Source organism: Actinacidiphila alni, assembly GCF_900112845.1.
Lineage (GTDB): Bacteria > Actinomycetota > Actinomycetes > Streptomycetales > Streptomycetaceae > Actinacidiphila > Actinacidiphila alni.
The window spans coordinates 1-12,552 of sequence record NZ_FONG01000022.1; the positions used below are offsets into that span (position 1 = coordinate 1).

At 73.2% G+C, this 12,552-nt stretch carries 7 protein-coding genes and 1 other RNA gene; 7 read left to right on the plus strand and 1 reads right to left on the minus strand.

Annotation, left to right across the window (positions count from 1 at the left end):
• The coding region (locus BM076_RS28590; protein WP_143120666.1) for a transposase at window positions 1–338 on the plus strand (338 nt) is incomplete at its 5' end.
• Between the two features lie 343 nt (window positions 339–681).
• Here BM076_RS28590 and ssrA read toward each other — a convergent pair.
• Window positions 682–1,051, minus strand: a transfer-messenger RNA (tmRNA) gene (ssrA, locus tag BM076_RS28595).
• A gap of 227 nt (window positions 1,052–1,278) precedes the next feature.
• Between ssrA and BM076_RS28600 the strand changes: the two genes are divergently transcribed.
• The 6 genes from BM076_RS28600 to BM076_RS28625 all read left to right on the plus strand — a co-directional run bounded on the left by BM076_RS28600 (window position 1,279) and on the right by BM076_RS28625 (window position 12,496).
• Window positions 1,279–5,190 (plus strand): S8 family serine peptidase, encoded by a 3,912-nt coding sequence (locus BM076_RS28600; RefSeq protein WP_093716629.1) that lies wholly within the window; start codon window positions 1,279–1,281, stop codon window positions 5,188–5,190.
• A 249-nt stretch (window positions 5,191–5,439) separates the two neighbouring features.
• Window positions 5,440–6,444 (plus strand): helix-turn-helix transcriptional regulator, encoded by a 1,005-nt coding sequence (locus BM076_RS28605; protein ID WP_093716630.1) that lies wholly within the window; start codon window positions 5,440–5,442, stop codon window positions 6,442–6,444.
• A 187-nt stretch (window positions 6,445–6,631) separates the two neighbouring features.
• The gene (locus BM076_RS28610; RefSeq protein ID WP_093716631.1) at window positions 6,632–8,008 is read left to right on the plus strand and encodes a nitrate/nitrite transporter; all 1,377 of its coding nucleotides are present in this window, start codon (window positions 6,632–6,634) and stop codon (window positions 8,006–8,008) included.
• A 128-nt stretch (window positions 8,009–8,136) separates the two neighbouring features.
• Window positions 8,137–9,354, plus strand: a complete 1,218-nt coding sequence (locus BM076_RS28615) for a uroporphyrinogen-III synthase (RefSeq protein ID WP_093716632.1) — start codon at window positions 8,137–8,139, stop codon at window positions 9,352–9,354.
• Between the two features lie 122 nt (window positions 9,355–9,476).
• Window positions 9,477–10,076, plus strand: coding sequence for a CGNR zinc finger domain-containing protein (locus BM076_RS28620; protein WP_093716633.1), 600 nt, complete (start codon window positions 9,477–9,479; stop codon window positions 10,074–10,076).
• A gap of 155 nt (window positions 10,077–10,231) precedes the next feature.
• The gene (locus BM076_RS28625) at window positions 10,232–12,496 is read left to right on the plus strand and encodes a HelD family protein (RefSeq protein WP_093716634.1); all 2,265 of its coding nucleotides are present in this window, start codon (window positions 10,232–10,234) and stop codon (window positions 12,494–12,496) included.
• Window positions 12,497–12,552 lie beyond the last annotated feature (56 nt).

Sequence of the window (12,552 nt, forward strand, 5' to 3'; positions counted from 1 at the left end):
TGCCCAGACCGACCGGCCGCCCCAGGACGACACCGGACGTGATCCTGGCCGACAAGGCATATTCGTCCCGCGCGATCCGATCCCATCTGCGGCAGCGGAAAATCCGGGCGGTGATCCCGCAGCCGGCGGACCAAGCCGCCAACCGCAAGCGGCGCGGCCGGCTCGGGGGCCGTCCACCGGCCTTCGACCGCAACGCCTACAAGCAGCGCAACACCGTCGAACGGTGCATCAACAAACTCAAGCAATGGCGCGGCCTGGCCACCCGCTACGACAAGACCGCCACCATCTACCTCGCCGGACTCCACCTCGCCGCCATCTTCATCTGGTCAGCCAGATGATCCGAAAGAAACGGCCTAGTCCCAACCTCCATGAGGCTGCTCAGAGCATCACCCTGGCCGCACGAATCGTCTAACGGGCGCAAGGTGCTCAACCGGGCCGTGTTCACGCGGCTGTACCTCGACGCGGTGTACGATGCGCCGGTTGTCGCCGGCCACGAGTTGGCCGAGCCGTTCGCACCCCTCATCGAGGCAGAACGAGGGGTGAGTCTGAGCGCTGAGGCTGACAAGGTCCTAGAAAGACGAAACGGCGCCTTCCTTGCGGAAGACGCCGTACGTCTGGGGTTGACCAGTGCAGACCTACTCGCTGTCTCCCTCACGGATGAGGGTTCGAGTAAAGCTGCGTTGGTGGAGATGGCGGGAATCGAACCCGCGTCCTGTGGTGCGGAAACAGGGCTTCTCCGAGCGCAGTCCGCTGTGCTTTTCTCGGCCCCGGCAGTCACGCGGACAAGCCGCCGACGGGCTCAGTCACTGTTTGATTTCCTTCTCAGGCCCGTGACCGGCCTGAGAAGTTTAGATCCCTTGATGATGCCAGGATCCGGGTCGGGATCACCCCCGGGCTGACACTTCGCAAGTCGCTACTTAGGCAGCGAGGGCGAAGGAATCGCGCTTGGTGTTGGCGATTATTGGTTGCGACATATGGTTAACGAGATCATTGCCGCTTCCTCGGCTCGCTTCCCCTGCTTCGACATCCCCAGTCGAAACCGATCATCCCCATGTTGTTTTTTCAAGGTGCACCACCCGGGGGTGGTTGCTGACTCCATCGTACGGGACCAACGCCGAGCGGTGCCAGCGCATTCCTCCCGGGGCGCCGCCCCGCCGTTCGCGCGTGGCGCCGTTGCGTCACGTCGCATGCGTGCCACGGGAAACCGGTGACAGGTGAGGCGGGGCGGCCGGATTCTTTCCAGCATCGCGTGCACATGCATGGAAAGGGGCTGGACCGATGAGACGAACCAGCGTCGCGGCGGTCGTGTCGACAGGGCTGATGCTGGCCGCATCCGTGACGTTACCGACAGTGGCCACCGCCGCTCAGGGCGCCTCGGGCGGTACTGACAACGCGGCCGACAACGCTGTCATGAGCAGTGCGGGAACAGGCGCGGGGACAGATGCCGGGACGAGCGCCACCGTACGGCTGATCACCGGCGACCGGGTGACGGTCACGACGGCGCAGGACGGGCGGCACACGGCGTCGGTGCGGCCGGGGGCCGGGCGGGAAGGGGTGGTGTTCCACACCTCGGAGGCGGACGGGCGGCTCACCGTACTGCCGTCCGACGCGGACCCGCTGGTGCGGGCCGGGACGCTGGACCGGCGGCTGTTCGACGTCACCGGGCTGGTGGCGCAGCAGTACGACGAGGCCCACCGGGCGTCGCTCCCGCTGATCGTCGGCCAGGGAGCGGGGAAGGCCGGGAAGGCCGGGAAAACCGGGAAGGCGGGGACGGCGAAGGACGCCGCCGTGGACCGGCTCACCGCGTACGCCGACACCGCCACCCCCACCCACGAGCTGAACAGCATCGACGCCCGCTCGTTGAGCGTCCCGGACGCCGAACTCGGCGACTTCTGGCAGCAGTTGGTGCCCGACCCGGCGAAGCCCCGGATCGAGGCGGCGAATGCCGCTCCGAAGATCTGGCTCGACGCCCGCGTGAAGGCAGCGGCCGACCCCACGAGCATGGACCAGATCGGCGCCCCGCCGCTGTGGCAGGCCGGCTACGAGGGCGACGGCGTCAAGGTCGCGGTGCTGGACACCGGCGTCGACGGGACGCACCCGGACCTCAAGGGCCGGATCGCGAAGGCCGAGGACTTCACCGCGAGCCCGACCGGCACGGGCGACCACTTCGGGCACGGTACGCACGTGGCGTCGATCATCGGCGGTACGGGAGCGGCCTCGGGCGGTGCGCGCCGGGGGGTTGCCGACGCGGCGGACCTGCTGGTCGGCAAGGTGCTCGGGGACGACGGCTACGGCTCGGACTCGCAGGTCATCGCGGGCATGCAGTGGGCCGCGGACCAGGGCGCCAAGGTCGTCAACATGAGCCTGGGCGCCGACGACGAGAGCGACGGCACCGACCCGATGAGCCTGGCGCTGAACGAGATCAGCGAGGCCAGCGGCACGCTGTTCGTCGTGGCGGCGGGCAACAACGGGCAGAGCGGGCCGCAGTCCGTGGGCATCCCCGGTGTCGCGGACGACGCGCTGACCGTGGGCGCGGTCGACAGCCACGACGCGCTCGCCGACTTCTCCAGCCGGGGCCCGCGCCCCGGTGACGGCGCCGTCAAGCCCGATGTGACCGCGCCGGGCGTGGACATCGTCGCGGCCCGCGCGGCCGGCACCACACTGGGCGACCCGGTCGACCCGTACTACGTGACGCTGTCCGGTACGTCGATGGCCACCCCGCACGTGGCGGGCGCGGCGGCGCTGCTGGCGCAGCGGCACCCGGGCTGGACGGCGCGGCAGCTCAAGGACGCGCTGATCAGCACCGCGCACACCGTGGACGGGCAGGCCGTGACCGACCAGGGCGGCGGCCGGATCGACGTGTCGGCGGCCGCGCTCGGCCCCGTCACGGCCACCGGCACCGTCTTCCTCGGCGACGTCCACGAGGGCGACCCGGCGGCGACGCACACCATCACGTACACCAACACCTCGGACGCGCCCGTCACCCTCGCGCTCGCCATGACGCTCGCGACCCCCGGCGGCCGGGAGCCGGGCACCGGAGCGGTACGCCTCGGCGACGACGGTGACGCAAGCGCCGTCACCGTCCCGGCCGGTGGGACCTCCCGACTCCCGCTCACCGTCGACCCGTCGAAGGTCGAGCACGGCTCCTACTACGGCTATCTCACCGCGACACCGCACGGCCGCGCGGCGGTGCACACCACGCTCGCCCTCGTCGCCCACGGCCCGGTGCACACCCTGACGGTCACCGCGTACGACGCGCACGGCGCCCTCGCCCAGCCCGCGTTGAGCGTCTTCGGGGCGAACGGGCTGCTCTACCCGCTCGGCACCGGCGACGGCGTCTCGGCCGCCGACCTGGAGGAGGGCACGTACCAAGTCCGGGCGTCCTTCCAGGAGATGACGCCCAAGGGCGTCGAGGAGCGGCTGGTCGTCCTGCCGGAGGTCAAGCTCACCAAGGACACGGCCGTGACCGTGGACGCCCGCAGGACCACCCCGGTCGAGATCCGTACGCCACGGCCCGCCCAGCAGAGCGGTGTGCCGTACTACCAGACGTACCGCAGCATCGACGGCCGCAGCATGCTGGAGGCCGAGCAGTTCTTCACCGGCACGCTCAGCAAGCTCTACGTCAGCCCGACGGACCGAGTCACCGACGGGGACTTCGAGTTCAGCTCGCGCTGGCAGCTCGCCGCGCCGCAGCTCACCATGCGGGCGCCGGGCACCGGTATCGATCTGACCGGCTACTACACCTCGTACTCGCCGGCGTTCGGCGACCGGGGCGCGGATCTGACGGCGGTCGACGCGGGCAGCCTCCAGCAGCCCGACTTCAGCAGGGCGCGCGGCAAGCTGGCCGTGGTCCGCAATGAAACCGGCGAAGGGGAGAGGGACTTGGCGGCGCTGGCCGCGAAGGCCGGGGTGCGCGCGCTGCTGATCGTGCACTTCTCCGACTTCGGCTGGACCCGCTGGTATCCGACCGGCGAGCGCAACGCGATCCCGACCGTACGGGTCGGGAAGGCGGAAGGGGACGCGCTGCTGGGGAGGATCGCGAAGAAGCGGGTCACCGTGCGGTTCGGCGGGACGGTCGTCAGCCCGTACTTCTACGACGTCGTGCAGACGTCCGCGCGGCGGATTCCGCGGCACGTCGTGTACACCGTCTCGAACGCCAACAGCGCGGTGATTCCCAGCACTTACGCCGAGAACGGCGGCACGCCGTGGGCGAGCGAGCAGCGCTTCGCGTGGCGGCCGTACCAGGGCGTGGCCTGGGAGGAGACCAGGAACGTGCCGACGGGTCTGACCCGTACCGAATACCTCAGCACCGACGGCACGCTGTGGCAGCACCGGGTCAACCAGGAGACGACCTTCGACATCGACGTACCGCTCAAGGCCGGGATGGTGGGCCCCGCGACCGTCTACCGGCCGGGCCGGCAGCCCGCCGAGGCGTGGCAGCAGGCCGTGGTCCGGCCGTCGATCCCGCGCGGCACCCGGACCCCGAGCGTACGGGTCGGCGACGTACTCGACCTGCGGATACCGGAGTTCACCGACTCCGGGGACGGGCACTGGGCGCGGGCCGCGACCGATGGCGGCTTCGGCGGATTCGGCGGAGCCGCCGACACTGCGGGCAACTCCCTTGCCGCGCAAGGTGATCCGCCGGACGGCGACTCCGCCTCGGCGGCGCTCTTCAGGAACGGCACGCTGGTCGGCACCGCCGACTCCCCGTGGACCGACGTCGAAGTCGCCCCGGGCAGCGCCGACTTCCGCCTGGACGTGACGACGTCGCGGGTCTCCCCGGAGTGGGAGTACGCGACCGGCACCAGCACCTCGTGGTGGTTCCGGTCCGGCAGCACCGCTCAGGCGGCGCTCCTGCCGCTGCTCCAGGTCGACTACGCGGTCCCGGTCGACGCCCGGAACGCGGTACGCGCCGGCCGCTCGCACACTGTCGGCCTGACGGTCCGCGCCCAGGACGGGGCGGCCGTGCCCAAGGGCGTCGAGGTCGAGGTGCAGGCGTCGTACGACGACGGGCGCACCTGGAGCACGGCCCGCGTCGACTCCCGCGGTCACAACACCTTCGACGCCCGGCTCACCAGGTCCGGCCACGGCAAGGGCGACGCGTACGTGACGCTGCGGGTCACCGCCCGCGACGCCGCGGGCGACCGCGTCCGGCAGACCGTGACGCGCGCCTACCTGTGGCGGGGGTGAGGGGGATGTGAACGGCGGTCGGCGGACCGGCGCGTGCCACCGGCGCGCCCGCCCGCCGACCGCACCGCCGCCGGGGCGGGCGGGCCAGTGGGGTGCCTGCCCGCCCCGGCCCGTACCCGGAACACCCCGCCGGGTGCCCCGAGCCGGCCCCGCGGCCCGGCCGCGGCCCCCGGGCCTGCCCCGGAACCGGCCTCTGCGCTCGTAGTACGGTGGCCCCTCACTTCGCCGCCGGCCTGCGAGGAGGGTGCCATGGCGCTGGAGGCCGCCGGGATCACCGATGCCGAGGAAACCGCGTACCGGCTGCTGGTGACGAGGGACAGCGCCTCGGCGCAGGAGATCGCCGAGCACTCGGGCCTCAGCCAGGAGGACGCGGCGGCGGCGCTCGCCGCGCTCGCGGCCAAGGCGATGGCCAGCCCCTCCGACGGGCGGCCGCCGCGTTACCGCGCGCACCCGCCGGACGTGGCGCTGCTGCCGCAGCTCAAGCACCGCGCCGACGCGCTCGACCTGGCGCGGTCGGCGGCGACGGACCTGCTGGAGACCTACCGGGCCGCGGCCCGCCGCCGTGACGCGGGCCTGCTGATCGAGGTCATCACCGGGGCGGAGGCGCTGCGGCAGCGGCTGCGGCAGATCCAGGACCGGGCGCGCGACGAGATGCTGTGGTTCTGCAAGGCGCAGTACGTGGCGATGCCCTCGGGCAGCAACACCGCCGAATTCGACGCGCTCGCCCGCGGGGTGCGTTACCGGGTGCTCTACGAACGGGACTTCTTCGACGACGAGGGCGCCGTCGGCAACATCGCGGCGGCCGTCCGCAAGGGCGAACTCGCCCGCGCCGTCCCGCACCTGCCGCTGCGGCTCGCGGTCGCCGACCGGTCGGTGGCGATCTTCCCGCTGGTACCGGGCGGGCCGCACGGCAGCCCGGACGAGCCGTCCACCGCGCTGGTCCGCGACAGCAGCCTGCTCGACGCGCTGATCGCGCTCTTCGAGCGCTACTGGGAGGACGCCGTGCCGCTGCACGTCACCGCCTCCGGCACGGTCACCGGCACCTCCGGCGTCGGCCCCGCCGACCCGCTGTCCGCCACCGACCGCCGCCTGCTGTCCCTGCTGGTCGCGGGCGTCGCCGACAAGGCCATCGCCACCCAGATGAACCTCAGCCGCCGCACCCTCCAGCGCCGCGTCCACCACATGATGGAACTGGCCGGCGCCACCACCCGTACCCAGCTCGCCTGGCAGGCCGCCCGCCGCGGCTGGCTCTGACGGAAACGGCACCGGCCCGCGCCCCGTACGACGGATCCTTCCGCCCGGCAGGGCGCGCGCTCACACCCCGCCCCCGCCCCGGGTGAGTGCATGGTTGCGCTTCCGTCACCTCGGGCCACGGGGAGGTAACGCGGCGTTCCTAGGGTCGGGCCGAAGGCCAAGGGGCGACGACGGTGGGAGGCGCGGCATGAGTGGGTCGGCGGGTCGCTGGGCGGGTCGGTGGATCGAGGAGTGGGACCCGGAGGACGAGCGGTTCTGGGAGGAGGGCGGCGGAAAACAGGTCGCGCGGCGCAATCTGGTCTTCTCGGTGCTGTCCGAGCACATCGGCTTCTCCATCTGGAGCCTGTGGTCGGTGATGGTGCTGTTCATGGGGCCGGAGTACGGGGTCGACCCGGCGGGCAAATTCTTCCTGGTGGCGATGCCGACGCTGGTCGGCGGCGTGATGCGGGTGCCGTACACCTTCGCGGTGGCGAAATTCGGCGGCCGGAACTGGACGATCGTCAGCGCGCTGCTGCTGCTGGTCCCCACGGTCACCGCCGCCTTCGTGATGAAGCCGGGCGCGTCGTACACCACCTTGATGGTGGTCGCCGCGCTGACCGGCGTCGGCGGCGGCAACTTCGCCTCCTCGATGACGAACATCAACGCCTTCTACCCGCTGCGCGAGAAGGGCTGGGCGCTCGGACTCAACGCGGGCGGCGGCAACATCGGGGTGCCCGCGATCCAGCTGACCGGCCTGCTGGTGATCGGCACCGCGGGCGCCGCGCACCCGCGGATCGTGCTCGCCGTCTACATCCCGCTGGTGGTCCTCGCGGCGACGCTGGCCGCGCTGTACATGGACAATCTCGCCCCGGTGCGCAATGACACGGGCGCCGCGCTGGCCGCCGCCAAGGACGCGCACACCTGGATCATGTCGGTGCTGTACGTCGGGACGTTCGGCTCCTTCATCGGCTACAGCTTCGCCTTCGGCCTGGTGCTGCAGAACCAGTTCGGCCGCACCCCGCTCCAGGCCGCCGACCTCACCTTCATCGGCCCGCTGCTCGGCTCGCTGGTCCGCCCGGTCGGCGGCCGGCTCGCCGACCGGTTCGGCGGCGCCCGGATCACGCTGTGGAACTTCCTCGCCATGGCCGCCGCGACCGGCGTCGTCATCGTCGCGTCGCGGCAGAAGTCGCTGGCCCTGTTCCTGGTCGGCTTCATCGCCCTGTTCGTGCTGACCGGCGTCGGCAACGGCTCGGCGTACAAGATGATCCCCGGCATCTTCCGGCGCAAGGCCGAGGCGGACGGCCTGACCGGCGAGGCGGCCGACGCGTACGGGCGGCGGCTGTCCGGCGCCGCGATGGGGCTGATCGGCGCGGTCGGGGCACTCGGCGGCGTCGCCATCAACCTCGCCTTCCGCGAGTCGTTCCTGAACGCCTCCTCCGGCACCCCGGCCTTCTTCTCCTTCCTCGGCTACTACGCGCTGTGTTACGTACTGACCTGGGCCGTATACCTGCGGCGCCCGGCCGGCGCGCCGGTCACGGCGGGAGAAGCGGCACCGGCCGGGGCGGCGGCGTACGCGGAGGTGTGAGCGGGCCGCGAACCGCGCAGGTGTCCGTAACACCGGGGAAATCCCGGCGAACCGAACCCGACACCCCGCCTTGGGACGATGCCGTCCCCGGCGGGGTGGCCGGGCACCCAGACGAGCGGGGCACAGCCATGCAGGGGCAGGACCACAGCCGGAGCCAGGACCCCGGCCCGGGCCGGGAGCACGGCCGGGGCCGGGGGCGGCCCGGCGCGGGCGGCGGAGTGCCGCCGCTGGCCGGGTTCACGGTCGGAGTGACGGCGGCCCGCCGCGCCGACGAGCTGGTGGCGCTGCTGGAACGGCGCGGCGCGGCCGTGCTGCGCGCCCCCGTGCTGCGCATCGTGCCGCTGCCCGACGACACCGAACTGCTCGCCACCACCAAGCAGTTGATCGACGACGCGCCGGACATCGTGGTCGCCACCACCGCGATCGGCTTCCGCGGCTGGATCGAGGCCGCCGACGGCTGGGGTTACGGCGAGGCGCTGCTGCGCCGCCTCGCCGAGGTCGAACTCCTCGCCCGCGGGCCGAAGATGCGCGGCGCGGTGCGCGCGGCCGGGCTGCGCGAGGCGTGGTCGCCGGCCTCGGAGTCCATGGCCGAGGTGCTGGAACGGCTGCTGGAACAGGGCGTCGACGGCCGCACCATCGCCGTCCAGCTGCACGGCGAGCCGCTGCCCGGCTTCATCGAGTCGCTGCGCGCGGCCGGCGCCCGTGTGGTGTCGGTGCCGGTCTACCGCTGGATGCCGCCGGAGGACCTCGCGCCCGTGGACCGGCTGCTGGACGCCGTGGTCGCCCGTGCGGTGGACGCGGTGAGCTTCACCAGCGCGCCGGCCGCCGCCTCCCTGCTGGACCGGGCCCGGCAGCGCGGGCAGCTCGACGAGCTGGTGGCGGCGCTGCGCGGCGACGTCCTGACCGCCTGCGTCGGCCCGGTCACCGCGCTGCCGCTGCAGGCCCACGATGTGCCGACCCGGCAGCCCGAACGCTTCAGGCTCGGCCCGCTCGTCCAGCTGATCGCCAGCGAACTGCCCGGCCGCGTAAGGCCGTTGCCGGTGGCCGGGCACCAGGTCGAGATACGCGGCCAGGCCGCCGTGGTGGACGGCGAGCTGCGGCCCGTGCCGCCCGCGGGTATGGCCCTGCTGCGGGCGCTGGCCCGCCGCCCCGGCTGGGTCGTCGCCCGCGGCGACCTGCTGCGCGCCCTGCCCGGCTCGGGCACCGACGAACACGCCGTCGAGACGGCGATGACCCGCCTCCGTACGGCCCTGGGCGCCCCCAAGCTGATCCAGACCGTCGTCAAACGCGGCTACCGCCTCTCCCTGGACCCGCACGCCGACAACAAATACGACTCCGCCTCGTAGGCCCCAGGACCGATCCGCGTCGCAAGATCCGCGTCGCAAGGCCCCTACGCGTGGTCTAGCCCGGAAGGGCTGCCTGCGGGCACCCTGGGGAGAGGTGACCGGCGGGCGGAAGGCGGCGGACGATGAGGGGAACGAGCCCGCTGCGGTTCGACACCGGCCGTCTGTGTCTCGATCTCGTCGCCACCCGGGCCGGCCGCCCCGAGGAGGAACGGCTGCACTCGCCGGAACGGCTGGCGGAATGGCTGTACGGCAGCGGCCTGGTGCCGCGCGGCCCGGCGGCCGGCCCGCGGCCCGCCGTGGACGAGGGCTGGCTGGCCGGATTCCGCGCGCTGCGCGCGGCCGTCTTCCGGGTGGTGACCGCCGAGGTGGCGGGGGAGCGGCCCGCCGCGGCCGATGTCGCGGAGCTGAACGCCACCGCGCTCGCCGCCCCGCCCGCGCCCCGGGCGGTCGCCGACGAGGGCGGCACCCTGGTACGGGCGCTGGCCGCGCCGCCCGAGCCCGCGGGGCTGCTCGCGGCCGTCGCGAGAGACGCCGTCGCACTGCTCACCGACCCGCTGGCCCGTACCCAACTGCGCCGCTGCGAGGGCGAGAGCTGCTCCCTGGTGTACCTGGACACCTCGCGCGGCCGGCGCCGCCGCTGGTGCAGCAGCGAGATCTGCGGCAACCGCGAGCGCGTCGCCCGGCACCGCCGCCGCAGCACCCTCACCACCTCCCAGGGCTGAGCCCGCGCCGCGGGCCCCGGACAGCTGACCGGTCCTCAGACCCGACCGCACGCCGGAGTGTGCAGAAGCCCGCAGGTCGCGTACGGTTGCAGGCTGCCCCACGTGCCTGTCACGCACGTGGGCGGCGCACGACGTGATGAAGAAGGGGGTCCTGCGTGGCCGCGCAGACCACAGCCCAGCCGGGGGTCCGGGATCAGGAGATCGCCGTCGAGCAGGCGCACCTGGACCGGGTGTACCGCCGGCTGGAGGAGAAGATCGACGAGGCCGAGTTCCTGATGCGGGACGCCGCCCAGCGCGGCCACGTCGGGACACCCGGCGCGCTCGCGGAACGCGACGCGCAGGTCTTCCGGGCCGGGGTCCATCTCAACCGGCTGAACAGCGAGTTCGAGGACTTCCTCTTCGGCCGGATCGACCTGCTGCGCGGCAAGGACGGCAAGAAGGGCTCCGACGGCGCCTACACCTCCGTCGAACCCGCCGACGACGCGGTGCGCGAGGACAAGAGCGCCGACATCGCCGAGACCCTGCACATCGGCCGGATCGGCGTGCTGGACGCCGAGTACGCGCCGCTGGTGATCGACTGGCGGGCGCCGGCCGCCGCGCCGTTCTACCGCTCGACGCCCGTCGCCCCCGGCCGGGTCGTCCGCCGCCGGGTGATCCGCTCCAAGGGCCGCAAGGTGCTCGGCGTCGAGGACGACCTGCTGCGCCCGGAGCTGACCACGGGCCTGCCGGTGGTCGGCGACGGCGCCCTGATGGCGGCGCTCGGCCAGGCCCGCAGCCACACCATGCGGGACATCGTGGCGAGCATCCAGGCCGAGCAGGACATGGTGATCCGCGCGCCCGCCGCGTCCGTCACCGAGGTGTCCGGCGGCCCCGGCACCGGCAAGACCGCGGTCGCCCTGCACCGCGCCGCGTATCTGCTCTACCAGGACCGGCGCCGCTACTCCGGCGGCATCCTGTGCGTCAGCCCGACGCCGCTGCTGGTGTCGTACACCGAGGGCGTCCTGCCCTCGCTCGGCGAGGAGGGCCAGGTCGCGATCCGGGCCGTCGGCTCGCTGGTCGACGGGGTGAGCGCCGACCTGTACGACGATCCGGCCGTCGCCCGGATCAAGGGGTCCCTGCGGATGCAGAAGGTGCTGCGCAACGCCGCCCGCGGCGCCCTCGACCTGGCGCCGGGCCGGCCCACGACGCTGCGGGTGGTCGCCTTCGGCCGCCGCGTCGAGCTGTCCGAGCAGGAACTGGCGGGCATCCGGCACAACATCCTCGGCGGCACCGCCCCGGTCAATCTGCTGCGCCCGCGCGCCCGCCGGCTGCTGCTGGACGCGCTGTGGCGCAGGACCGGCCGCCGCTTCGACGACGCCGAACTGGCCGCCGAGGAACGGCAGGGCTTCGACGAGGACATCTCCACCGAGCAGGACTTCACCGACTTCCTCGACGCCTGGTGGCCGGTGCTCACCGCCCGCGAGGTGCTGGCCGCGCTCGCCGACGAGAAGCGGCTGGCCCGCTGGGCGCGCCGCGTCCTGACCCCGCCGGAGGTCCGCCGGGTGGCGCGCTCGCTGCGCCGCTCCGGCACCACCGCGCACGACGTGGCGCTGCTGGACGAGCTGGACATGCTGCTCGGGCCTGTGCCGCGCCCAAAGCGCCGCGAGGCCGACCCGCTGGACCAGCTCACCGGCCTCGATGAGGTGACGACCTTCGCCGACCGCAACGACGCGCGCCGCAGCCGCGCCGACCGGCTGGAGGAGGAGCGCACCGAGTACGCGCACGTCATCGTGGACGAGGCGCAGGACCTGACGCCGATGCAGTGGCGGATGGTGGGGCGGCGCGGCCGTACGGCGACGTGGACGATCGTCGGCGACCCGGCGCAGAGTTCCTGGACGGACGTGGACGAGGCGAACCGCGCCCGGGACGAGGCGCTCGGCACCCGGCCCCGGCGGCGCTTCACCCTCACCGTCAACTACCGCAATCCCGCCGAGATCGCGGAGGTCGCGGCCACGGTGCTGGCGCTGGCCATGCCCGGCATGGAGTCGCCGCGCGCGGTCCGCTCCACCGGCATCGCGCCGCAGTACGCGGTGGCGGGCGACGACCTCGGCGCGGACGTACGGGCCGCCGCCGAGCGGCTGTTGACCGAGGTGGACGGCACCGTCGGCGTCGTCGTCGCCATGAACCGCCGCGCGCAGGCGCGGACGTGGCTCGACGGGCTCGGCGACCGGGTCGTCGCACTGGGCAGCCTGGAGGCCAAGGGCCTGGAGTACGACGCCACGCTCGTGGTGTCGCCTGCGGAGATCGCGGAGGAGTCCCCTGCGGGGTTGCGGGTGCTGTACGTCGCCCTGACGCGGGCGACGCAGCGGCTGATGGTCCTTGCCGGACCGGGGGACCTGCCGGACGCCGACGGGGTGCCGGACCTGCTGCGGCGCGACTGAAACAGAACCGCCCCTCCCGGAATCGGGAGGGGCGGTTCACGTCTGCGACACCGACC

Coding starts and splice junctions, on each gene's coding strand:
- BM076_RS28610 (WP_093716631.1), top strand. CDS start 6,632: ATGAGTGGGTCGGCGGGTCGCTGGGCGGGTCGGTGGATCGAGGAGTGG.
- BM076_RS28605 (WP_093716630.1), top strand. CDS start 5,440: ATGGCGCTGGAGGCCGCCGGGATCACCGATGCCGAGGAAACCGCGTAC.
- BM076_RS28620 (WP_093716633.1), top strand. CDS start 9,477: ATGAGGGGAACGAGCCCGCTGCGGTTCGACACCGGCCGTCTGTGTCTC.
- BM076_RS28615 (WP_093716632.1), top strand. CDS start 8,137: ATGCAGGGGCAGGACCACAGCCGGAGCCAGGACCCCGGCCCGGGCCGG.
- BM076_RS28600 (WP_093716629.1), top strand. CDS start 1,279: ATGAGACGAACCAGCGTCGCGGCGGTCGTGTCGACAGGGCTGATGCTG.